At 49.7% G+C, this 25,307-nt stretch carries 13 protein-coding genes; 3 read left to right on the top strand and 10 right to left on the bottom strand.

Annotation, left to right across the window (positions count from 1 at the left end; all coding sequences use genetic code 11):
• Positions 1-48: 48 nt before the first annotated feature.
• The 6 genes from F0P94_RS17195 to F0P94_RS17170 all read right to left on the bottom strand — a co-directional run bounded on the left by F0P94_RS17195 (position 49) and on the right by F0P94_RS17170 (position 19,923).
• Positions 49-462: an EamA family transporter gene (locus F0P94_RS17195; RefSeq protein WP_150905349.1), complete on the bottom strand. Its 414-nt coding sequence runs from the start codon at positions 460-462 to the stop codon at positions 49-51.
• 39 nt (positions 463-501) lie between these two features.
• The gene (locus tag F0P94_RS17190) at positions 502-3,540 is read right to left on the bottom strand and encodes an efflux RND transporter permease subunit (RefSeq protein ID WP_150905347.1); all 3,039 of its coding nucleotides are present in this window, start codon (positions 3,538-3,540) and stop codon (positions 502-504) included.
• Entirely contained in the window at positions 3,537-4,472 is a 936-nt protein-coding gene (locus F0P94_RS17185) for an efflux RND transporter periplasmic adaptor subunit (protein ID WP_150905345.1), read from the bottom strand. The genes F0P94_RS17190 and F0P94_RS17185 overlap by 4 nt, the downstream gene beginning before the upstream one ends.
• On the bottom strand, positions 4,469-5,749 hold the full coding sequence (locus tag F0P94_RS17180; RefSeq protein WP_150905344.1) for a TolC family protein: 1,281 nt from the start codon (positions 5,747-5,749) through the stop codon (positions 4,469-4,471). The genes F0P94_RS17185 and F0P94_RS17180 overlap by 4 nt, the downstream gene beginning before the upstream one ends.
• 612 nt (positions 5,750-6,361) lie before the next feature.
• Entirely contained in the window at positions 6,362-15,892 is a 9,531-nt protein-coding gene (locus tag F0P94_RS17175; protein WP_225307262.1) for a N,N-dimethylformamidase beta subunit family domain-containing protein, read from the bottom strand.
• A gap of 851 nt (positions 15,893-16,743) precedes the next feature.
• A complete protein-coding gene (locus F0P94_RS17170) occupies positions 16,744-19,923 on the bottom strand; it encodes a protein O-mannosyl-transferase family (protein WP_225307261.1) in 3,180 nt (1,059 codons plus the stop codon).
• Positions 19,924-20,066: 143 nt separating this feature from the next.
• Between F0P94_RS17170 and F0P94_RS17165 the strand changes: the two genes are divergently transcribed.
• The 3 genes from F0P94_RS17165 (at position 20,067) to F0P94_RS19750 (ending at position 22,520) form a co-directional block, all read left to right on the top strand.
• The gene (locus F0P94_RS17165) at positions 20,067-21,359 is read left to right on the top strand and encodes a sensor histidine kinase (RefSeq protein ID WP_150905341.1); all 1,293 of its coding nucleotides are present in this window, start codon (positions 20,067-20,069) and stop codon (positions 21,357-21,359) included.
• Positions 21,360-21,499: 140 nt separating this feature from the next.
• Positions 21,500-22,201, top strand: a complete 702-nt coding sequence (locus F0P94_RS17160) for a response regulator transcription factor (protein WP_150905339.1) — start codon at positions 21,500-21,502, stop codon at positions 22,199-22,201.
• Positions 22,202-22,307: 106 nt separating this feature from the next.
• Positions 22,308-22,520 (top strand): hypothetical protein, encoded by a 213-nt coding sequence (locus tag F0P94_RS19750; RefSeq protein ID WP_191907086.1) that lies wholly within the window; start codon positions 22,308-22,310, stop codon positions 22,518-22,520.
• 255 nt (positions 22,521-22,775) lie between these two features.
• Here F0P94_RS19750 and F0P94_RS17155 read toward each other — a convergent pair whose 3' ends face one another.
• From F0P94_RS17155 to F0P94_RS17140, 4 genes are all read right to left on the bottom strand, one after another.
• Entirely contained in the window at positions 22,776-23,075 is a 300-nt protein-coding gene (locus tag F0P94_RS17155) for a GNAT family N-acetyltransferase (RefSeq protein ID WP_150905338.1), read from the bottom strand.
• Positions 23,076-23,079: 4 nt separating this feature from the next.
• Entirely contained in the window at positions 23,080-23,730 is a 651-nt protein-coding gene (locus F0P94_RS17150) for an alpha/beta hydrolase (RefSeq protein WP_150905336.1), read from the bottom strand.
• A 170-nt stretch (positions 23,731-23,900) separates the two neighbouring features.
• Positions 23,901-24,263, bottom strand: a complete 363-nt coding sequence (locus tag F0P94_RS17145) for a cupin domain-containing protein (protein ID WP_150905334.1) — start codon at positions 24,261-24,263, stop codon at positions 23,901-23,903.
• Between the two features lie 62 nt (positions 24,264-24,325).
• Positions 24,326-25,261, bottom strand: coding sequence for a ring-cleaving dioxygenase (locus F0P94_RS17140; protein WP_150905332.1), 936 nt, complete (start codon positions 25,259-25,261; stop codon positions 24,326-24,328).
• Between the last annotated feature and the right edge of the window lie 46 nt (positions 25,262-25,307).

The raw sequence follows: 25,307 nt of genomic DNA, 5'->3' as shown, positions 1-25,307 counted from the left end.
TGAAAATGCTTTTAGTTTCAGGGCTAAAAAGTGCCTTGCTTATTCTTTTCATAAAATAAGCACCAGCGTTCCTGCAATGATCAGTAACGCGCCGATAGCAATCTTCAAGGTTAAGACTTCCTGCAGAAAAACCACCGACAAAACAATGGCAATGGCTACGCTCAGTTTATCTACCGGGGCAACTTGCGAAACCTTGCCGAGTTGCAGGGCTTTAAAATAACAAATCCAGGAAAGGCCGGTGGCAATTCCGGAAAGTACCAGAAAAAGCAGATTTTGCCGCGTGATGGTAGCCAGACCGGTCTGTTCGTTACGGAAGAATACCAGGCCCCAGGCAACAACTAAGATCACCACCGTCCGGATAGCGGTTGCTAAATTTGAATTGACGCCGGTTATGCCAACTTTGGCTAACACTGCGGTAAGGGCTGCAAAAAAAGCTGAAAGTAACGCATAGGTCCACCACATAATTTAATCTTATTAGATTGCTTCAAAATTTTCATTGTCCTATTCCGGAGCTTCCCTTTTCTCCCGGAACAGCAACAGTAAATAAGTAGGATAAACGATCAGCAGTAAGGGCAGGGCAATTACGAAACCGCCGATTACGGCAATGGCTAAAGGCTGGTGCAGCTGCGCGCCGGTTCCAATTTCCAGGGCAATGGGCATAAGCGCGATAATAGCGCCAAAGGCAGTCATTAATTTGGGCCGAAGCCGGGTAGAAATGGCATAAACGATGGAATCGTGCACGTTGCCGGTTTGCTGCGATTTCCGGAACTGAAGAAATGTAAAAATAGCGTTTTCAGCAATGATCCCGATGATCATAATAATGCCGGTGTAACTGCCTACGTTCAGGGCGGTGCCGGTAAAGAACAGCGCCAGCAAACTTCCGGCAATTCCTAAAACGGCAATGCAAATAATGAGGAAGGCAATTCTTATTTCGCGGAACAAAAATAAAATGGAAGCAAAAACCAGCATGGCAGCCGCGATCAGGATCAGGAGGAGTTCGGAAAAAGATTTCTGCTGTTCCTGATAAGCGCCGCCATAAGCAATGTGGTAGCCCTGCGGCAAATGCACCTGCGCATTAATTTTCTGCTGAATTTCGGCAATGGTGCTGCCCAGATCTCTGTTATCGAGGCGGGCCGTTACCGGAATCATCGATTGCAGATTTTCGCGTTCGATTTCGGCGCTGCCGGCTTCAATCTGGATGGAAGCCAATTCGGAAATGGGTTTAAGTTTGCCGTCGGGTAGAAATATTTGTCCGTTCTGCAGGTTATTCAGGGAGGTTCCGGTAGCGTTCGGGTATTTCAGGCGGACATTGGTTTGCTGTTCTTTTTCAAAAATGCTTCCGATCACGTTGCCTTCGAGCTGGGTTTGTAACTGGTACTGAAAATCGGCGGGCGTTAATCTATATTGGGCCAGTCTCTGGTTATCCGGACGCACGTTCACCGACGGCCCGGCAATCACTATGCCGTTGAAAACGTCGGCGGTGCCTTTTACGTGTGAAGTAATGGCGGCTACCTGTTTTGCAATTTTCTGAAGCAGCTGCTGGTTGTTGCCGTAGATCTTTATTTCGATTGGTTGCGTGGAACTCATCAGGTCGCCGAGCATGTCGCCGATCACCTGCCCGAAATCGATTACCAAAGCCGGCTGCGTGCTTTCGATGCCCTTCCTGATCTCGTCGATCACGTCGTTGGTGGTGCGTTGCCGGTCTTTTTTCAGCTGAATCAGATAATCGCCGCTGTTCGGTTCGGTAATAAAAAAGCCCATTTGGGTACCGGTCCGGCGCGAGTAACTCGCTACCTCCGGCACGTTTACAATTATTTTTTCGGCTTCGCGCAGCATGCGGTCCGTTTCGTCCAGAGAAGTTCCCGGTGGTGAGGTATAATCCAGCACGATCGAACCTTCATCCATTTCCGGCAAAAAACCTGTTTCCAATAAAGGCGCTACCAAAACAACCACCACGATCATAATAATAGTAAAGCCGATGCTCAAAATTGGGCGGTGCATGAAAAACGCTATCCAGGCCTCTTTCTTATGACTTTCAGGCGTTTCGGCGGGTTTCACCTTGCCTCTTTTTCCGGATAAAAGCAGGTAAACTACCGGCAGGCCCAGCCAGGTTACCAGGTAAGAACAAACCAGGGTAATGATCATGGTATTGGTCAGAATCTTGAAGTACGCACCCGCCACCCCGGAAAGTAAAACGAAGGGAAAAAAGATGACGATGGTAGTTAAAGAAGAACCCACCATAGCCGGCAGTAAATAACCCACGCTTTTAGAAAGCAGTTCGCGCGTAGGGGTTTCGGGATGTTCTTCGTGCGTGCGGTGAATCTGCTCCACTACCACAATGGCATCGTCTATGATTAAACCAATGGCGGCTGCAATGGCGCCCAAGGTCATGATGTTGAACGTATAGCCAAGCACGAACAGCACGATAAGGGTAAGCGAAAGCGTGAGCGGAATGGTAATAAGAATTACCAGGCTGGCTTTTAGCGAACGAAGGAAAATTACCGTAACGACTATAGCCAGCAGCAAACCGATCAGCAAACTGTCGGTAACGCTCCGGATAGAATCGTGCACAAAATCGGCCTGAATGTAATACGGGGTCAGTTTCACGCCTTTCGGCAAAATGCGGCTGTTCAGGATCTTTACTTTGGCTTCTACCGCATCGGAAATTGCAATCAGGTTAGAGTCCGGCTGTTTTAAGACCGCGATCAGTACCGCTTTTTTCCCGTTGGCATTTATCCGGATGTATTCTACCTGTTCTGCAATTTTCACTTCGCCAATATCTTTCAGCCGAATAATGCGTTTGCCGTCGTTGCTGATCACCAGGTTCTGCAGTTGGTTCAGGTTTTCGATGGCGGCATTGGTGGTAGAAAGGTAGAGCCGGTCGTAGTCCGACAAATAGCCGTTACTGGTCAGGAAATTGGTGGTGCTTAAAGCCGTGGAAATAGCAGCCGGCGTAAGCCCGAGGGCACTCATTTTCTGCTGATCCGGCTCCACTACAAATTCCTTCGTTTTGCCGCCCGTTACCCGTACTTCCGAAACGCCTTCCACCTGCGAGATAAACGGCTTCACGGTATAATTGGCGATCAGGTTCAGGTCGATGTTGCTTCGGCCGGGCCCTTCGATCACGTAACCCATTACCGGCAGAATGCTCGGGTTCATTTTGGCCACCGTAATATCGGTGCCCGGCGGCAGCGCCCCCTTCACTTCCGCAATGGCCGATTCTACCTGTTGCTTGCTCAGGTCCACGTTCACGTTCCAGTCCATAAAGGCGGAAATTTCGCAACTGCCCCGGCTGGTAATGCTCCGGATCTGTTGCAGACCGGGCACCTGTTTAATGGTGTTTTCGAGTGGCTTGGTAACCGTTATCATCATCTTATTTACCGGCTGCAAACCACTGTCGGCAATAATTTTGATCTTCGGAAAGGTAACTTCCGGGAACAGCGACGTTTGCATGCGGACGTAGGCAAATACGCCGCCGGCCAGCAGTATAACCAGGATAACCGTTACCGGATTTTTATACCGAACAAAGAAATCTTTCATGGCTTCGGTTTCAGAACGGTTACCAAAGCGGTATCGGGCAGGCCGTAATTCCCGGTGGTTACCAAGCGGTCGGTGGGTTTAAAACGCGGCGAAAGGATCTCGATTTTTTGTCCTGAAACGATACCCTTTTTTACCGGTACTTTCACGGCCGTAGAATCATTTATGAGCTTCATTACCCAGAAATTTTCCATGGTTTCGTCGGAAAGTACGGCGGCTTTGTCTACCACCTGGCTGTTAGGTTTTTGCTCTTTGGTAAGCTGCACGTTCACTTGTAAATTTTCGGGCAAGCGGCGGTTTGTTAGCGGCACCACCACGTAACGCTGGGTTTGCGAGCCGGTATCTACCACGCCCAGGCTGGACTTTATTTTCCCGGGAATTGAAGTGGAATCAGGCAAAAAAATGGTGCAACCCGTGCCGATGGCGGTATACTTACTGAATTCGAAGGGTACGTTCAGCAGGAATACAAAACTGCTCTCGTCCGCAATTATCGCCAGCTTGTCGCCTTCGTTCACGTAATCGTTCTGCTGAAAATTAATTTGCTGCACGTTGCCCGATGCCGGCGCTTTCACCGTAATGCCGCCGCTGAAAGGAGCCAGAGCCGGATCTTTTTTGGCCAGGTCGCCCAGCACTTCCGCTTCTTTGGTATGAAGCAGGAACATCGGTTTTCCGGCCGTTACAAAATCGCCCAGATTCACGTAAATCTTTTTGATATAGCCTTGTACGTTTGCGTTCAGGATGTTCTTTTTCTGGTAAACAGAAGTGGCAGATAAGGTTAAGGTTTCCGCGATAGGCGCATGCTCCACCGTTATTACCTGCACCGGGGTTTTAACTTTACCGGTCGCCTCTTCCCCTTCTGTACCGGGCGTAGTTTGTTTGCAACCAGCCAGGAAAAACGGTAGTACAAACGAAAAAAAAGTCAGGTATTTTCTCATTTCAGGTAATTGAGTTCGTTTAAGATCTGAAGGCGGTCGTTTTCGGCCTGCACCAGGTTGTTGCGGGTGTTGGTGTAACTGGTAACGTTTATAATGAAGTCGGTAAACCGGACCAGGCCATTTGCAATCTCCACTTTATACATATCCAGCAGCCTTTGCTGGGCGGCAATCTGTTCGCGGATTTCGGCAATCAGTTCATCGGTGGCATTCAGGCGGTCCTGCAACTGGTACAGCCTGGTCTGGTACTGGCTTGAATAAAAATCGCGGTATTTCTGGCGGGTAATTTCCCGAAGCATTAAGCGGTTGTATTCCAGGCGGCGCTGGCGGCCATCGTAAATAACGGCAGTAAAATTTAGGCCGAAACTGGTACCGATATTATGCGGAATGTTGCGCGGATTTATGGCATTTACGCCGGCATCCGCAAAAGCACTCAGCCGGGGCCGGTAATGCAAATCAATCAGTTCGCGGGAGGCGCGCAGCCTCAGACTATCGATCCGGAAACGCTGCATTTGGGGCGAATTCTGAATAAAGAAAGCACTTCTGAGCGGTATCTCCGGTTTCAGTAAAATTACTTCTGAACGGTCGTTTATGCCGCACAAAAGATTCAGCGCGTACAGGTCATCCCGGTACTGAATAGCCGCTTTTTTCAGGGCTATCAACTGGGTTTGAATACTCACGTTCAGGTTCAGGTAATCGGTTTGCAGGTACACGCCATTCTCTACCAGTTTCTTTAAAGCCGGCTGTTCGTCCTGCAAAATCTTCAGCAGATTCCGGTTAAATTCCACCTGGTTAAGATCGGAATAAGCGGTAATGTACTGGGCCGTAATACTCTTTTTCAGGTCTATTTCCGAAAGCTGTACATTCAGGCGCAAGGCCTGGTTCAGCAGCGTAATATTCTGAAACTGCACTTTGCGCGGCCGGCCGTTAAAAAGCTGCTGCTCGGCCGTTACCACGCCCGAATAATTACCCCCGTTCGTAATGGCGCTGTCGTAACCGAATTTACCGATAACCGGCGGCACCGTAATATTTCCCGTAGAGGTAACCTGCGGCCGAAAACCGGCTAAGATCTTAAGACTATCGAGCTGATTGGCTTTAAATTGATTGGTACTGTCGAAGAGCATCGGGCTGTTGGCCAGGCCGGCATTCAGGTAATAATCGAGATCCCGCTGTTGCTGCTGGGCCAGTAGTTCCGGGCTGAGGCTTACGAGCAGGCAAAAGAGCCAGGCAAAAATGGCTGGTCTGCAAACCAATAAATGCCCAAAAACCTTCAAACGCATCAGATTAAGGTTAAAAAGAATCCCTAATCCTGATACGCGGCAGAACCTATCTTGTTAAAATAGCATCCCGACGGCACTTAAAGCCTAGATTCAGCCAAAATAAATTCTAAAGGTGTGACCAGGGTTTGTGAATAATAATGCTGCCTATAAATGCTCAAAGCGTTTTTACTGCAAGTCGTCATTCGCTGCCCCGCGCTCCTTTCTGTATTCAATTTACTTCAGAACCTAAACACAAAAGTTGGCTACCATAGTAAGTTTAAAGTCATTTATAAGCGTAGCCTCTCCACTTTGTCATCCTGAAAGGAACTTGTGATTTTTGTGCTTCTAGCTCATAAGTTTTCCTAAGCATGATAATCCGGGTAGCGTAGTTTAAATAAGTTCTGCTACTTAATTAGCAGAACCTAATTAATTTGAACTATTACGATTGTCATTTTGTGAAAATTTATGGGTTCAAAGCTTAGAATTCACAAGATTCTTCCAGAATGACAGAAAAGAAATGGATATAATTGGGTAAACTAATTTTGTCTACCTACTTAACTTTAAACAAAACCGAAAGCCTGTAAACATTGGTCTACAGGCTTTCAGCATTCATTCAGGTTATCAGTTTACCAATTATTCGCGGATTATCTTAATAACTTTTTGGGTAGCTCCCTGTTGGGCCCGCAGGAAATAAATACCAGCTTTAAGTGAAACCGATTTTGGTAAAGTTATTTGGGCTTTGCCATCCGTCATTTCTACTTTCTGCTGGTAACAGGTGCGGCCAAGGGCATCCGTTAAAGTTAAGGTTGCAGGCTCCCGCTGACCGGTTTCCAAGGTAATATTTAACTCATTCCGGAACGGGTTTGGATACGCGACCAAAAGCGGACCAGTAGCGTTTCGTAATTGATCTGCTATTCCCAATACCGGATCAGTTTCCGTATTAGCAACCCTGGTGGCCACCGCCTGATTTACAACGGAGAAACTAATGGTTAACGGAATTCCGGCGGTACCTTTCCCAACCCCCAGGGAATAAGGCGTTGCGGTAAGGGTATACGTGCCGGCCGTCGGGATCCAGGAATAATAATTGCCATTATTATCGCCAAACAACGAGTAAGGCACGCTTTCATCAGACCGCACTTTCGTTTCCTGCCCGCTCAGGTTAAATACTACGCTGCCAACCGTTGGCTGCAGGGTAAGCGCCTGAATGTTCAGCTTTTTCGAGCCCACCGTGGCCAGGTTTATTACATCGCCATTCTGGAGTTGTTTCAAAGGAAGTTCGGTGGTGGCATCGATCAGGTTGAAGCCCGTTACCTGCAACGAGGCTAACGAAAGGAATACCGCTGTAATACTCTTACTGCTGTTCATCGCCAGCGTCAGCGGGTTACTATTGCCGGTGGCGCTTCCGCTCCAGTGGCTGAAGGCAAAGCCCGAAGCCGGCACTGCTGTTAGCGTTACAAGAGCGCCGTCCGTAAAGCTGGTCTGGTTCGGATCGATGTTTACCGTTCCGCTGCCGGAAGTAGAAACGGTAAGCGTATACATTGTCGGTGCCAGCTTAAAGTTCGCAGTTATGTTCTTGTTAGTGTTCATGGAAACACTTAACGGATTCATGTTCCCGGTGGCAGCTCCGCTCCAGTGGCTGAATACAAAACCTGGGTCTGGAGTTGCAGTTAAGGTTACATTGGAACCACTGGTGTAGGAAGCCTGATTTGGGTCCTTGGTTACAGTCCCGGCCCCGACAGTCGAAACGTTCAGATAGTACTGGGCAACTGCCGGCTGGCTCATTAAAGTAAAGGTAATGGTACGCGAAATTCCGGCAGTACCTTTCCCAACTCCCAGGGTATATGGCGTCGCGGTAAGAGTATACGTGCCGGCCGTCGGGATCCAGGAATAATAATTCCCCTGGTTGTCGCCGAACAACGAGTAAGGCACGCTTTCATCAGACCGCACTTTCGTTTCCTGCCCGCTCAGGTTAAATACAACGCTGCCTACGGTTGGCTGCAGGGTAAGCGCCTGAATGTTCAGTTTCTTCGAGCCCACCGTGGCAAGGTTTATTACATCCCCGTCGTTTATTTGCCGCAAGGGAAGTTCCGTAGTAGCATCGATCAGATTGAAACCGGTAACTTCCAGATTAGAACCAACTACGGTGAAATTAGCAGTAATAAACTTGTCAGCGTTCATGGTAACGGAGAGCGGATTGGTATTGCCACTGGCATCACCTCCCCAGTTGCTGAAAACATAGCCACTGGCCGGAACTGCAGTTATCGTTACCTGAGAGCCATCCGTAAAGCTGCTCTGGTTAGGATCGATGGTAACCGAGCCGTTTCCTGAAGAGGTAACACTCAAATTATAAAGAACCGGAACCGCCGTGAAGTTTGCAGTAATGTTCTTGTCCCCATCCATAGTAATAGTAAGTGGGTTGGCGCTGCCGCTTGCATCGCCGCTCCAGTGGCTGAACATAAAGCCATTAGTTGGTACAGCAGTTAAAGTTGCATTGGAACCACTCTCAAAACTGGTTTGGTTCGGATCCACGGTTACATTTCCGTTGCCGGAAGAAGTAGCGTTCAGGGTATAAACCGTTGGAACAGCTACGAAATTAGCCGCAATGGTTTTGTTGCCGTTCATGATCACTTTCAACGGATTACTGCTACCGGTAGCGTCGCCGCTCCAGTGGCTGAATACATAACCGTTGTCCGGAACTGCTGTTAACATCACGCTATCGCCGCTAATAAAGCTGGATTGATTTGGATTGACCGTTACGCTTCCGTTCACCGGAGCAGTCACAAGCAGACTGTACTGAACCGGATTCACCGTAACCGTAATTTCTTCTTCATCCGAGAGCGCAGGAATTCCGTTGTCCGTTACCTTCACTTTAAAGGTATGCGCCCCGATATCCCCCGAACCTGGCATCCAGCTGAATTCGCCGGAAGAAGCATTGATCGTAGCCGCAGCCGGTGCATTTTCCACCGAATACGTTAAGGTCTGACTACTATCGTTATCAGTGGCTGTGGCTGTGAAAAGGAGTGCCTGCCCCACTGTAACGGATTTGTTGCCGATGGCTGCCAGTTCCGGAGCCTGATTGGCCGGGTTAACCGAAAGGGTGTAAAAGGCAGAATCTGAACAAGCTCCCTGGGTAGCAATAACCTTTATGCTGGCATTAGTAAGTGCAGCTGAAGGCGTTCCGCTGATCGCTCCGGAAACAGCATCCATGGCTAGTCCTGCCGGCAAGCCGGTAGCGGTAAAGCTGTAACCGGAAGGATCACTGCTGATGGTTTGCGAATAAGCTGTTCCTTCTGTAGCAACTGGTAAAACAGTATTGGTTACCGGCGTAAAAGTAACGGCAGGGCAAGTAAAGGTTTCACAACCGATATTGACTTTCTGCAGCTCCGGCGTTACACTGGTATTAGTAGTAGTTAAATCAGCGCGGTACTGGATGTAGCGTGAAGTCCCTCCTACGTTGGTTCCGCTGGCTGGAATGGCTGTGAAAGCCGTCCAGGTGCCGTCCGGCGTGGCGGTATTTCCCTGGCGCTGGAATAACTGAATAGCTGTTCCGGCCGGTAAAGCAGCTTGCCAGCTAGCTTCCTGCCAGTTTTTCTGGCTGCCGCCATCGTAAACGCGGGAAGTATAACTACCGGATGCGGCGTAAGGCGTGATCAGCATTCGGTCTAAACTTACACTCTGACCGCCTACTGCAAAATCACTCATACCTACCCGCATTGGGGTAGTTAAAGTAGCATTTTGCGTGTGTACCAGATTTCCGTCTACATAAAACTCGATGCTGCCAGCTTTCCAGTTGATCTGGTAGCGGTGCGGCGTTCCCAGTAAGTTACCGGCAATGGGTACATCTACCGAAGGACCGCCATTGGCAACGCGGGCCAGCAAACCAGTTCCGGCAGAACCCGTGCTGAACATGGCCCAGGTGCTGGTATTATTGTACATGTCCACGTTATTTCCGGCACCTAATCCGATGTGCTGAAAAGGGGCAGTTCCAAACGTACCGACAAAGTCAATGGAAGTTCCCGGACCGTAAGTGGTTCCAACGGGTTCGGTATTGTAACGGGCTCCGTCCACCACTACCTGGCCATTCACCAGGGTACTTCCTCCGCCGGTTGCCCAGGGGAAGCTTTGCCATTGCGTAGTTGGTGGCAGCACATCAAATTCTTCCGTTAAGAGTGGTTTCAACGTAATGCCATTTGCATTAGCAGCAGTGCTGGCATCCAACGTGCCTGCATTGAAACTGGCAGCGGTTTCATCACTGAAGCAGGCCGGAACCGGAGCTTGCACTGAAAGCGTGTAAGTAGCCGTCTCTGTACAACCTCCCTGAGAAGCCGTTACCGTTATGGCAGCATTTGCTACAGCATTTGTAGGAATACCGCTTATCACCCCGGAAACTGCATCTATGGTAAGCCCCGCCGGCAAACCGGTGGCGGTAAAGCTGTACCCAACCGGATTGGTGCTGATGGTTTGCGAATAAGCAGTTCCCTGGGTAGCGTCCGGTAAAACGCTGGCAGAAACAGGAGAAAAAGTCAGGGTCGGGCAGGTTGGCGAAGCACAACCGAAATTCACTTTTTCCAGAACCGGCGAAACGCTGGCATCCGAAGTAGTCAGGTCAGCCTGGTACTGAATATAACGGGAAGTTCCTCCTACGTTGGTTCCGCTGGCTGGAATGGCGGTGAAAGCCGTCCAGGTGCCGTCCGGCGTGGCGGTATTTCCCTGGCGCTGGAATAACTGAATAGCTGTTCCGGCCGGTAAAGCAGCTTGCCAGCTAGCTTCCTGCCAGTTTTTCTGGCTGCCGCCATCGTAAACGCGGGAAGTGTAACTGCCGGAAGAAGCGTACGGCGAAGCGGTGATCCAGTCAAGCGCAATGCTCGGGCCACCTACCGTAAAGTCGCTCATACCCACCCGCATTGGCGCCGTTAAGGTTGAGTTTTGGGTATGAACCAAAGCACAATCTACATAAAATTCAATTGCATTGGCTTTCCAGCTGATCTTATACCGGTGAGGACTTCCCAGCAGGTTACTGCCAACCGGTATATCCACGGAAGGACCGTTATTGGCAACGCGAGCCAATAATCCGCTTCCGCTAGATCCGGTACTGAACATCGCCCAGGTAGATACGGTATTAAACATGGCTGCATCATCGCCGGAACCGAAACCGATGTGCTGAAAAGGCGCATTGCCGAATGTGCCAACAAACTCGATGGTTGTTCCCGGACCGAAAGCAGCATTTACCGGTTCGGTATTATAACGCGCACCATCTACTACCACTTGTCCGTTGGTAATGGTGCTTGTTCCGCCAGAAGTCCACGGGAAGCTTTGCCATTGCGAAGTTGCTGGTAAGGTGGTAAATTCTTCCGCCAGCTGAGGTTTCAGGGTAACCCCGTTAGGGCTCACAAAAGTACTGGTTCCAATAGTTCCGGCGTTAAAGCTGGCCACTGTTTCGTCGCTGAAGCAGGCTGCTGCCGGTGTAGTAAAGCTTAAAGGTGCCGCTGCTGCATCCGGTTCGGTAAGGTTGTTGCCGGAACTGGTGGCCGAAGTAACCCGGTAGTAATAAGTAGTGGCGGGAGTCAGACCGGTTAAAGTTAAACTGTGAGCTGTAACCGGGTTGGCATCTGCTACATTCAGGTTCAGCTGGTTTGCAGCAGTGCCATACGCTACTTTAGAATCAGCAAGCACGTTGGTGTTCCAGGTAACGGTAGCCGAACCCGGTGCCGTTTGCGAAACATTTACCGCCGAAATTTGCAGCGGGGTAGTGCTGTTGCTGTACGTTGCTGCATAATTACCGCTGTTGGCCGGGAAGAACGCATAGGCCATGCCTTTAATGGTTTCCGTGGTATAGGAAACCGGCTCGCCATTTACGGTAATGCCGGTTAACTGACCGCCGTTGCCATCTATCGGGAGCATGCCTCTTAAATTATGCGAGCCGTCGGCAGCTGTAACCGTAAAATTCAGTACGCCGTTGTTCCAGCTCATCGCCCCGAATGAAGAATTGTTGCGGCCATCCAGCCAGGTCAACATTTGTTTGGCCGAAATAACCGGAACCTGTCTTTGCTGCGCTGCGGCCACAATAATGTTCGATCCGTTGGAGCTGTTGCCGCCGTTTACATCGGTATGCATATTTGCCGTGAAAACGCCATAATATCCGTTCGCCCCAAGCGCATTATCAAGCAAGGAATTAATATGGGTAGAATAAGTGATGTTGGATTCATCGGTCAGTTGGGTAGCCGCCTGGTAGCAATCGATCAGCGTGCCATCCAGATCGGCAAACCGCATCGGAATTCCGGAACCGGTAAACATACCCGGACGGTCGTTTATCCAGGCGCCCGGCCAATAGTAATAATTGGCGTCCAACCGGATACCGCGTTCAGCTTCCGCTTTGGCTTTTGTTGCCCAATCGCTCCACGAAATACAGTGGGTGCGGTGCGTAACGGGCGTTGAAATGCCGGGAAGCTGGGCCGCCAGACTGGCCAGCTGATCGTCGAACATGGTTCTTACCGAGGTCGGGGTCCAGGTAGCGCAATTGGTATTCAGGTGCAGCGAAATTTCGAAGCCCTGCGCCTCGTAAGACATTGCCTGCGCATTGGTAATATTGGTGCCCGGGTAAATGTAGGAGGTGCCCCGGATAGCCGTCCACTCGGCAACCGCCTGTGGCGTATTGGAAGCGCTTTTCGCAACGTAATCGTTGAAGCGCCCTACAGTTCCGCCGCCGGCATGGTCATCGCCGGTCATTACAACGGCCGCTTTTAAACCGCGCGGTAAATACCAGAAACGGGGCAGCGGCTTCTTGTGCAGGTTCGCCTGAATAATGATGTTTGCCAGTAAGCGTTGCTGCTCATCGGCCTGCGGAATGGCTACTTTATTAAAATCGATCCAATCCGGGAAGAACATATCATCTGAACGGATCGGGCCACTTTGGCCATCCCGTTTCTGACCAGCCCAGGCCGGATTTCCCTGGCGGGTGTAAACAATTGAACGCGCCAGATCATAGGCAAAAGCCACTGCCTTGCCGCCGTTACTGCCAACGTTTCGCATGGTTACCGCCGGATTCGTGGTAGCCGTAGTAGCATTGGAATACAAAGTAGCTAAGCTGGCGGCGCCGTTCAGCGCGTACAAATTCGCTGCTCCGTGGTATTGAATGGTCTGGTTCACGATGCCAACGCCTGGTCCGCTGGTAGTATTCACCAGCAGGTAGCGGTCGGAAAGTGTGCCGGTGGCAGCGGAAAGCCCTAGCAGTGAAGCAAGCTGCGGGTCGGGTTTAAACGCGATCAGGGTGCCGCCGGCTTCTACCCAGTTGGTGAGAGAAGTAACGTTGGCTGCGGAAAGCGAAATTTCACCCAGTAAAATAACGTCATAGCTGTTCAGTAAGGCAGTATTTGCCGTTATTTCTGAAATATCTTTGGCTGCAAATTCATTAAAGCCTTCTGCCCTTAAAATTTCCACCGGGTACCGGCTGAACGGATTGGCTGAAGAACTGATCACCAGGATCGGCCCGCCCGGTCCGTCATTCGCGGAAGGCGGTGGCGGCGGAGGTGTAGGTCTCGTAGTAAATGCAAAGGTGTAATCGGCTGCCAGGGCATTCCCGGCGACATCTTTAATTCTCGGATCGGCAGTGCCGCCTCTTACAATTACAGAATAATTAGCATTGAAATTCAGGTTCGAAAGCGGATCGAGGGTAACGGTACGGTTTAGCGCGTCAAAAGTCACGGTGGCCGGTACCGGGGAACTGCCGCTCATTAACGAAATGGTAGCGCTGGAAACCGTGGACGGATCGAGGGCTTCATTGAAGGTAATGCTGATATTCGCCGCTTCATTTACGCCTATGGCATTGCTGACCGGAATGGTGGCAAGTACCACCGGCGGATTGGTATCCGGGCCAACAATAGTATTGAAAACCACATCCACGTAATAATTACTGGCTTGGAAATTGGTAGTCGGGAAGGTAGGCGTAGCGGAGTATTGATACACGCCGTTCGGGCCATTTTCGCCGTTTGCCAACCCTTTTAAAGGACCATTAACCAAAGCCGTGGCAAAACCGATATCATTTACCGAATAAAAGCCGGCGCTGCTGTGGTAAGATATGATGTAAGTAGTATTGGCGTTAATGGCTACCGGATTCGCAAAAGCTTGTTCCTGCCAGCCGGAAGCCGTTTCGTTCGTGAAAGTTGCCTGGGCCAGTAAAGTACCGGTGCTACTGTATAATTGCCCGGTATGCGTGCCGGTATTGCCGCTGTTCTTATAAAAACGCACCCCGGTAATAAATCCATTGGTCGTGGAAGTGAATTTCATTCCCAACTGGATCGGCTGGTTATTATCGTTCTCAAGGCTGGCGCCGGGATTATCGGTAGGCAGAAAAACAGTACAAGGACAATTGGGATTACCCGTGCTGCCAACCGTTACATTTACCGCAACCACGCCACTCAGATTTCCGGAATCGTCAAAAGCCCGGCAACGAATGGTAGCCGGGCCGGTTGCCGAAGGAATCCAGGAAAAAGTCCAGTTCGTAGTTCCGCTTGCCTGTCGCCAGGTTGTTCCGCCATCCACAGAAACTTCAATTCCTGCCACGGTATTGGCGTCCGAAGCGGTGCCGCTGATCGTAACGGCTGCGCCGCTCGGTACATTGGCGCCGTTCGTCGGGGAAGTTACAGCTACCGTTGGGGCAAGATTATCGGCGGAAGCAGTTGCGGCGGTAAGATCGGCCTGTTTGCTCCCCGGTTGCGCAGCCATGTCGGCCAGCAGGTTTAAGGTAGCTTGCTGCATATCGCGGCTTGGGGCATCGCTGCCGCGGTCGTGGTTGCCGTCTAAGCCCCAGGACCACTGCACGGTACCGGCACCGAAAACAAGAGCGCCGCTGTTGTGTTTGTAAAGCGAAGCATTATGCGTTTTGCCGCCGATTACGGTTCGGGAAAGCAAAACCCGGCCGGCCGGATAAGAGGAACGGTAGACTTCCTGGTCGGAATTCCATTCGTAACCCACGGTATTCGGGGTGAAAGTGGCCGTTTGGTTGGTTCCTAAACCAGCAACGCTGGTGTTGCGCCAGAAACGTAAGTTCTGAAAAGTAGCCGGCACCTGCAGGGCACCGTTGGAGTCTTCCCAGCTGATCTGCCCGCTCAGTTCATTTTCGGGCCGGCAACCGTCCGAAGCCGGATATTCGCAACCGCTTCGCCATAGTCCTGTCCATTCAGAACTGGGGTCGCATTTGGTATTACACTGGTTTTCGCCTAAAGTACCTTCCTTGTAGCATACCAGGGTCCGGTGGGTTTTTCCGCTGCCATCGATACTGTTTTCCCAGCGGGTTTTCCAGTAAACTTCGTTGCCGCTGAAAAAAGCCAGGTGCCTACCGGCGTTGCGGGCAGCTTCCACGTTATCGCGCATCCCCTTCGACCAGTATTCATCATGGCCAACCGACAGAAATGCTTTATGATTCTGAATTAAATTCCCTCTGCGATCGGTATCTACATTGGTAGTGTACGTAACATTATAGCCGTTCCTTTCCAGGAAACGGATCATCGGGTATTCGGCATTAAAAAGCCAGTCTTCGGAACCGCCGCCGCCTCCGCCGCTTCGGGTATAGAAAGGCCGGTTGTAACTCACTTTAGAAGCTTTGCCACCGGAGCCGGTGTATAAACTCTTGCCGTTGTTGTTGTCGCCGTAAACATTGTAAGCCTGCCAGGTAGCGTCAGAAGTCTGGAATAGCAGATCGGAAGTACTGGCATCGTCCCTAACCACAAAAGTAATATGGCTCGAACCGCCGGTGTTGGTCCGGGTTAATTTGGCAATGTAAATGCCCGAAACCGCATTGGCCGGAATATTCCAACTCGCCGATTCTGCCCAGTTACCGCAATCAATAAGTCCGGTTGAATTTGTAAGGCAGGTGGGTTGGGTTTGGGGCAAGGTAGCCGTAACGGTAGCGTTGCCCATAAAGCGGGCGCCGTTCCCCTGGTAATACCCTAAGCGGTAGATCCGGATGGTATAGGCGCTGGCATTGGTCTTGATCTTGAAACGGGCCGTTTCGCCTTTATTGTAGCTGATGTCGGTGGCAAAACCCTGTATGGAAAGATCACCGGCACCGGAAATATCCCATTCCGAGGCCGGATTGCCCGGCAGGGCGTTTTCCGTGGCTATAGAATTTTGGGCTGAAGCCGCAAAAAAAAAGAAGCATAATAGCAAAGGCAATAAACCTCTAATTACCTGATCAACAGGCTTAAATCTGTTATAAAAGTACCTGATCTGGTTTTTAGTCCTCTTGCGGGAGGATCGCTGAAAGGGATCTTTATCCACTTTCCTGGGTCTTTGAGCGTAAAGAAGTTCTTTCATGGGATTATGTTTAGATGAGTGATTTTTAAGATTATTGACTTATTCTATTATCAATAAATCCTCGTTCAGGCAAAAGCAGGAAAAAAAAAGGTTTTGCTCTTTATACAAACAGAGCCAAAACCAGGTAACAAATACCAGTCATTCCGTCAATAAGCCTCAACAGCGCGGTAAATTCCTGATTTTTTGATTACTAAAACACTTTTCAGGAATGGAAACAAAAAGCAGTTTATTCTTTTGGGTCTTAAATAATCTGTCTTAAAACAATCCATAGAATATTATTTAAGTATTGGAAACCTTAAAAATCAAGGTCCCATTTATATAATTTTTAAAAGAATACTTAATTAAACTTTGATTTTCTTTTAAGGTTGTTTTATATTATAATATTTAAAGTTTATATTGACCAAAAATAAGAAAACAGCCACGAAAAGATGATTTACATTTAGGGTCCCAAGCGGTTTTATATGGTTAAGTGCTATTGCTTCCCAAATGCATGCCGGTCTGCTAAAACAAAGCTCCCGCTCCATTTAAGAGGAACGGGATCTTTGTTTTAAAGGGAAACTAATTATTTCGGTTGGAATGTCCTTTGAATCCGGAACAAGTACTTCTTAATTTAAGCTGGTTCCTTCGTAGTTCTGCGGCTGAGCGATTGCAATTACCGGATTTCCCCGCCTCAGGTTAGTATCCCTTAAAAAAACTTTCCAGCCTTACCCCCACTTAAATTTCTGGTACTGCTCCATAAAGAAAGCTTCCAGGCCTTTGGCTTGTTCGGCATTGTTCAGGTTGTAAGCGCTCCTGATCAGGTTTTGCAGCAGTAGCATATTCAGCTGAATTTCCCGGTCGAAAAGCTGACTTTTCTCTAAACCCGCATAGTAAGTTACCGACTTTTTTGCCCGCTCGCCTACCGTTTTTATAAGCTGATCCGCTTTTTCCTGCTGACCGGTCCGGGCCAGTAATTCCACGTAAAGCGGTGCGTAAAGGTCGTAGGGATGGGCGGCGTCGGGCAATACTTTCAGGGCCAGAGCGGTTACTGTTTTTGCCTTAGCAGTTTCGCCGTGTTTCAGGAATTCCAGGGCCAGCAAACCGAATTTTTCACGCATGTTCGTTACAAGCTGGGACTGGTAAACGTTGTCGTAATGGATGTCCGGGTTATGGAGGTTGCGGAACTGAAATTTTTGCGTCAGGTTTTGGTACATCAGGTTTCTGGCAATGGCGGTTTCGGCTTGAGGATCCGGATTAAGGGCAGGCAGTACGCGGTAGGTCAGGCCTTCGAGCTGCAGGTAGGGTTTCAGGAATTTCACGTCTTCGGCGTTGGCCGAAGTGGAAAAATAAATGGGCTGCTGCCAGTTATTGGTCGCCAGGATATCGGCAATAAGGAGCTGCTTTTTCTCCATGCCCGAGCCGGAAAAACTCCAGCGCATCTGACTTACCACCTCTTTTCCCCGTTCCTTCGGAATAATTCCGCTTTGCAACACGACTGCTTTGTTTACCTCTAAAAAGAAATTCTTGGTAGGCATCGAAAGAAAGGTGCGGCCATCGTTGGCGGTAACCTGGAGCGCTTCGTGGTTTTGTTTTACCAGCTTTATAAATTGCTTCAGGTCTATGCCGTTTGCCACCTGCGGCCGGGCCACGTAAGGCAGATAATTATTGGCGCTGAATTTAAAGTCTTCTTCTTCCAGCGAAATAGGCAATGGCGCCGATTCATAAGCCGGCCGCTTCATTTGTTCGATGTACCAATCGGTATTCAGGTAACTCAGTACCACTACCCGCACATCGCGACGCAAGCCTTCCACTTCCTGGGCATACCAGAGCGGAAACGTATCATTGTCGCCGTTGGTAAAAAGGATGGCGTTGGGCGCGCAGGATTCGAGCATGTTCCGGGCAAAATCGACAGCATAATAACGGTCCGAACGGTCGTGGTCGTCCCAGCCCTGCTGCGCCATGAGCATAGGCACCGCCAGGCAACAGGCAGCTGCAGAAACGGTTAGAAAAGGATTCTGGAAGTACTTTTTTAACAAGGCCGCAAGAGCCATTACACCTAGTCCGATCCAGATAGCAAAGGCATAAAAAGAACCGGCAAAAGCATAGTCGCGCTCCCGGGGTTCTGCCGGCGGCTGGTTCAGGTAAAAGGCTATGGCCACGCCGGTGAAAAGGAACAACAGGCTCACTACTACGGCATCGGGCTTCCGCTGGCGGAACTGGTAAACTGCGCCGGCCAACCCCAGCAGCAGCGGCAGCAGGTAATAGTTATTGCGCGCCTTATTCGTTTGAATTTCATGAGGCAGATCGTCCGGTTTTTCCCAGGGCCAAAGTACCCCGGCGTGCTGCACATCGCTTTCGCGGCCCGCAAAGTTCCAAAGAAAATAACGCCCGTACATGTGCCCCAACTGGTAGCGAAAAAGAAAGGAAAGGTTCTGGCTCATGGTGGGCTTCTCCCCTTCCCGGATATTCACCCACTTTTTATATTCGTACAGGTGCAGCGGGGAATTACTGTAAAGGCGCGGCAGCAAACTCAGGTCTTTCGGCTTGTAAACCGGTTCAACTTTGTGGTCTACCACTTCGTAGCGGTCTTTTACTCTGGCATATTGGGGCGCACCGCGCTGCTGATCGATCAATTCAGCAGAAAACTGCGGACCGTAAAGCAAGGGCCTTTCGCCGTATTGCTCCCGCCGCAGGTACGAAACAAAACTCAATATTTCCTCGGGGTTATTCTCATCTACCGGTGGGTTGTAGGCTGAACGGATCGGAATAATTAAATAAGAGGAATAACCGATCAGGATATAGACCAGTCCCAGCAAAGCCGTTTGCCACAAGGCGTTCCGTTTAGTTATACTTCGCTTTAAGGCATAAACCAGGAACGCTATAAAAAGCAGCAAAAAAACCAAGATGCCGCTGCCGAAAGGCAAACCGAAGGCATTCACAAAAAACACTTCCAAACTGCCGGCCACTGCCGGTAAACCCGGAATAATGCCCCACATAATCAGGCCGATTATACCTAAGCTGATAAGCAAAGTGAGCAGGGCGCCTTTGTAAGTAAACCTGAAATTCCGGTGGAAATAAATCAAGGCCATGGCGGGAATTGCCAGCAAATTCAGCAGGTGCACCCCGATGGAAAGACCCAGTAAATACGCGATCAGGAGGAGCCAGCGGGAACCGGTTTCCTTTTTTTCGGCGGTTTCCCATTTCAGCATGGCCCAAAAAACGATGGCCGTAAAAAACGAAGACAATGCATACACTTCTGCTTCCACCGTCGAAAACCAGAACGAATCGGAGAACGTGAAACTCAGCGCCCCGACTACCCCGCTGCTCAGGATCAGGATGGTTTGCAGAGGGCTTACTTTTTCAGCCTTCTCCTCTACCAGTTTCCGGGCTAGTAAGGTAATGGTCCAGAACAGGAAAAGTACGGTAAAGGCGCTCGACAAGGCCGACACCATGTTCACCCAATAAGCTACCTGTTTTACGTCGCCCAAAGCCAGCAGCGAAAACATGCGGCCGACCAGCAGAAACAGCGGCGCTCCGGGCGGGTGCGGCACCTGTAATTTATACGCCGACGCAATGAATTCCCCGCAATCCCAGAAACTGGTGGTGGGCTCCAGGGTAAACACGTAAACCGTTAAAGCCAGCGTAAAAACCAGCCAGCCCGTTAGGCGGTTCAGCTTCTGAAATCCGGTCTGGTTTCTGAAATTAATTCCGGAAGAAAAAATAGAGAAAAAAGGCAGGATCAGGCCGAGCAACACGAGGGCCGGCCCTAAGGTTAAGCCTAAAAAACCGAAACCATGGTCTTCTTGGTCGAGAGTCATGGTGAAGAAGCCGGAGGCTAATACCAGCAGGCTTATGCCTAAAAGAAAGAAGTTTCGTTTACCTAAAATGGGTGCCGTTGTTTTCATAAGCGGGAGTTTTTAGCAAACCTACGCCGGAAAGAAAAGCCGCCTGGTTAATGAAATGTTAAAAAAGGTTAAGTGTTTGTAAAAGGATGTTAATGAAATGTTAAATTCCTTTTAGCCTTTGCAAAAAACCTTAATTTTGGATTATGAGCCGTAAAAAGATCCGCATGATTATCGTGCTGGCCACGCTGTCGCTGGCCGGTTTGCTGGGCGTACAGTTAACCTGGCTGCAGAAGGCGTATTCGCTGGAAGAAAAAGAATTTAACCTGGCGGTGAACGTCGCGCTGCAACATATTTCACAGAAGATCCTGGCCGATTCCGGCCTTACTGCGGCCACGCCACCGGTGCAGCAATTATCGTCGAGCTTTTTCCTGGCCCAGGTAAACGCCCCCATCGAAGCAAAGGAATTGGATACCCTGCTGAAAAAGGAATTTTCGAAGCGGCGCCTGGAAGTGAATTATGAATACGGCATTTTAAACGCCTCCGACGACACCCTGGTTTTCGGGAACTATGTACCGGCCACCCACCCAAAAAAAGAAGCGGATAATGCCCCGGAAAGCAGCGCGGAAAACGGTATGGTTACGGGTAAAAAAGCTGCCGGCCGCTATAATTTTGCCGTAGTATTCCCGGGTAAAACCACCTACATTTTCAGCGAAATGACTCTCTGGCTGTATTCCACACTGGCTTTGCTGGTGGTGGTGATCTTTTTTGCCTATACGCTTCTTTCCATTCTGAAAGAAAAAAAGCTTTCAGAAATGAAAGAGAACTTCATCAACAACATGACCCATGAGCTGCAAACCCCGATCACCAACATTGCCATTGCCAGCGAAATGCTGCGCACCCAGGGCAACAGTTTGCCGCCCCACAAAACCGAACGTTACCACCAGATCATTTACCAGGAAAACGAACGCCTGAAAGCCCAGGTGGAACGAGTACTGCAAATGGCGGTGCTGGAAAAAAAAGAACTCGCCCTGCGTAAAACCAGCACCAACGTGCACCAGGTAATTCAGGATACCATGCAAAGCCTGCACCTTCGTTTACAGAAACGTGCCGGCCAGGTTCATTTCAATCTGCAGGCGGAAAATGCCGAGATCCTGGCCGACAGCCTGCACCTGACCAACGTAGTTTATAACCTGCTCGATAACGCCGAAAAGTATTCGCCGCAGGCCCCGGAAATTGAAGTGAGCACCCGTAACCACCAGAACGGCATTCTCATTTCCATTGCCGACAAAGGCCTGGGCATCAGCAAAGAAGTACAGCAGTATGTATTCGATAAATTCTACCGCGTACCTACTGGCAACCTGCACAACGTGAAGGGCTTCGGCCTCGGCTTGAGCTACGTTAAAACCATCATGGAGGCTCACCAGGGAACCATTCAGCTCAACAGCCGGGAAAACCAGGGCAGCCGCTTCGAATTGTATTTTCCGTTTGCGTCCTGAAACCAAAAAGCCTTAAAACAGCAATGCCTTAAAACAGCAATTCTTTTAATAGCAGGCGGAAATGTAATTGTAAAGATCAGAAAAACGCTATTCCTTGCTGCTAAAAAGTAAACCGAATATTCATTCTTAAAGCCACCACAATGTTCCGGATATTACTGGTTGAAGACGACCCGAACTTAGGTTTTCTGGTGCAGGACAGCCTGGAAGCGAAAGGTTATCAGGTAGTTTTATGCGAAGACGGGGCAACCGGCCTGGAAACCTCCGCCCAGGAAACCTTTGACCTCTGTATTCTGGATGTGATGCTGCCGGCGCTGGACGGGTTTACCCTGGCAAAAGAGATCCGGATAAAGAACGCCGTGCTTCCCATCATTTTCCTGACGGCCAAAGCCCGGCAGGAAGACCGCATTTTGGGCCTGACCATCGGCGCCGACGATTACCTGACCAAGCCCTTCAGCCTCGAAGAGCTGCACCTCCGCCTCAAAGCCATTCTGAAACGGGTACAACCCAACGTTCCGCTTCCGGCAGTTAATAATGATCAACAGTTAGTTTTCGGGCAGTCGTCCCTCGACATTGCCAACCAGTTATTAACGGTAAAGGGCGTTTCCCAGACCCTCACGCTGAAGGAAACGGAAGTACTCCGCCTGCTTGCCCAACACAAGAATGCCATTGTAAAACGCGATACCATTTTAAAAACCGTATGGGAAGACAACGGCTATTTCGTAGCCCGTAGCATGGATGTTTTCATTTCCCGCCTCCGCAAATATTTAAAACCCGACGAAAGCCTCCGGATCGCCAGCGTACACGGGGTGGGTTATAAGTTAGAAATTACGCTGAATCGGTGATACACTCCTTCAAATTGCCAGGATTCCTGCAGCTCAATAATCGGAGCTTTCTTCGATTCCATTATGGTGCGATTAAGAGGGCAACCCATTCACCGATACAAACCTGTTGTCTTGTTTTGTTAGGAACAAAAATATCTTTGCTAAGTACTGGAATAAGGATGTGGCGAATGAAATTAAGAGGATTGCCTGTCAGGCTATTAACCGGGATCAGGCATCAAATAAAAAGGCTACTTGTGCAAGTTATTTCTTCCTTTGGGAAAATTCATTGCCGTCTGCTTTAGCTGACGGACTTCAGGCTTTATCCATGATTTTGGCCTAAATCCTTTTCTATAAATGCATTGTTTGGCTAAAGCCGGATTTGCTTTCTTCTTAACCGTCAGCTAAAGCAGACGGCAATGAAATCGAAATGAATCGAATTTTAATAGTGCTTTTTCAAATCTGAAAAGTGCTGGGAGAAAGGATTAGGCCTGAAGGCTGATCATAACGGGCAAAAGTTGCGGACTAATTACTCCGGAATTTCATGGCAACCAAAGCTAAACTTGCAGGATAGTTAAAACTAACCCTGGAAGGTCAGTTACTGTTTACTTTTATCGAACCTGATATTGATGAGTGATTGGTATTCTGGGTGCTTTTTCAGGTAAGATTGCATGTAAGGACAAATGGGGATGAGCTCTAATCTTTCCGCTGCGATCTGCTGGAGCACTTGCCTGGTCATGGAGCTGGCGATGCCGCGGCCTTCGAGCTCTTTGGGCACTTCGGTGTGCATTACTTTTATTACGCCGGGCTTTCGCCGGTAATCGACGAAGGCCGTTTTTCCTTCTACCGTGGCTTCGAAGCGGTGTCTGGCGGGATTATCTTTTACGTTTAGCTCCATTTGCTTATTGGGTTACGTTTTTCTTATCGCCGGGAGGTGCGAGGATCTGGCAGGCCAGGGTTATTTCTTCCTGCAAAATGGTGTGTGGCCTGCCCGGATAGATCTTTTTGGTTACCGATGCGCCCAACCCTTCCATGATTTGCACGGTTTCTTCTACCCGGCTTACCGGTACATGAGCGTCTGGATCGCCGGTGGTAATGAGCACGGGCGTGCCCTGGAAATTCCCTTTATACTTGTCCCGGTTTATATGCTGACCAATGAGCCCTCCCGTGAAAATGCAGAGGCCTCCATATTGCCGGGCATGGCGGGTAGCGTATTCGGCTGTCAGGCAGGCACCCTGGGAAAAGCCGGCCAGGTAGATTTTATCGGCTGAAATCCCCTGTCCGGTAATGCTTTTTACCAGGCCGTTCAATACCGCCAACGCATTATCCAGGTGCGGCTGGTTTTGCGATTCGGGCGCCATAAAGCTGTACGGGTACCAGGTATGGTTGGCAGCCTGCGGGGCAAAAAGGGTAAATTCTGCCACGGGTAAATGCCTGGCTAAGTCCAGAATACTTTCCGCAGATGCGCCCCGGCCGTGCACCAGAATCAGGGCTTTACCGGTTTCGGATAAGGGTTTGCCCTGGGTAATGACCTGCTTTTGAGTTGCGTTCATAATGCTGCTTTATGAAGAATTAAAAACCATTTCTGGTAGACTGTCAAATTAATTTTTAGAAAGTGGGATTACAAATCCCACGGCTCGGTTAAGACGGGATTACAAATCCCGTCAAGCAAATGCTAGTATATTAACTTGAAAGTGTACTAGTTTCATTTCTACTTTCGGGTTTAATCGGCCAGGGTAACAAAAACGGAATTCCGGACAACCGGCTGCAAATTGCGCGTCCGGTGCCCTTTTCCGCTGGTATTTTCTACGAGTAAAATTTCACCTGCTTTGAATTGCCTTTTGTCACCCCGCGAAGTTTCTATTTCAATTTCGCCGTCCAGCAGCATGATGTATTGCCGTGCCGGAGCCTGGTGAAAATCATAGTCGTAGGTGGGCAGCACTTTACGGAATACAATTTCTTTTACTTCTTCCGGTTCCGAAAGAAAACCCAGTTCCCCCTCCGGAATCAAAGGCCTGGAGATATCTTCAAAATGGCTTTCCCCCTTCTCATCGGCATATACCCGGGTAATTGCAAAAGTTTCCATGCAGGTAAGGCTAAGGCGGTGAAGGATATTTACTGGAATTTTGAATTTGTCTTACACTTCGTTTAATCAAGCTTGGGTAAAACGGCTTCTATTTCGGCACGGCGCGGCTCGTATTGCGGCGGCAACAGCAAACCGGAACCTAACTTATCCCAAGGCTCATCGATGCCAAAGCCGGGGTTATCTGTAGCGATCTCAAACAGGATACCGCCGGGCTCACGGAAGTAAAGCGAGTAAAAGTAATTCCGGTCTATTTTATGCGTGATGTTAAACCCGAGCCGGGCGATCTTATCGTGGAATTCCATCAGTACTTCTTCGTTCTTTACCCGGAAAGCAATGTGGTGGTTCGTGCCGGCACCACCTAGGCCGCGGTCCTGGTTTGGAAGTTCTACCAGGTCTATGATATTGGCAGATGCTACCGCATCGGTTGCGTAGCGATGCTGATTGCCTTTTTGTTCCCGGAGTTTATAGCCGAAAATATCGGTTAAAACTAAAGCCGTTGGCCCCTTCTCTTTCACGGTTAGCGTTACGCCCTGAAAACCTTTCAGCGCTACTTTTGTCTGCACGTCGGCGGTTTCCCAGCCTTTGCGCGTGTCCTGTCCGCCGGTTTCCACCAGCTCCAGCTTCAGCCCGTCCGGATCCTGGAAAGCTAAAACCTGCCGCTCGAATTTTTCGGTTGGCTTGCTGTAACGGACCTGGTGTTTGGCGAAGCGGTCTTCCCAGAAACCAAAGCTTCCTTCGGGAACGGCATAAGCAATATCGGTAGCCATGCCCGTGCCGGGCCGGCCTTGCCGCGCGCCTTCGTAGGGGAAAAAAGTCATGATGGTTCCGGCGCTTCCGCGTTCGTCGCCATAATATAAATGGTAGGTACCCGGATCGTCGAAGTTCACGGTTTTTTTGAGCAGGCGGAGGCCTAACACCCGGGTATAAAATTCGAGGTTTTGTCTGGCCTTACCGGCTAGCGCCGTAATATGATGCAGGCCCAGTATTGTGTTTTCCATGGTTTTACTTTACTGGCTGAGCCAGTTCTTTTCAAGCTTTTATTTT

Source organism: Adhaeribacter soli (assembly GCF_008727925.1).
Lineage (GTDB): Bacteria > Bacteroidota > Bacteroidia > Cytophagales > Hymenobacteraceae > Adhaeribacter_A > Adhaeribacter_A soli.
The sequence above is the reverse complement of the archived record's forward strand: the minus strand, read 5'-3'. Positions and strand labels throughout refer to the sequence as shown.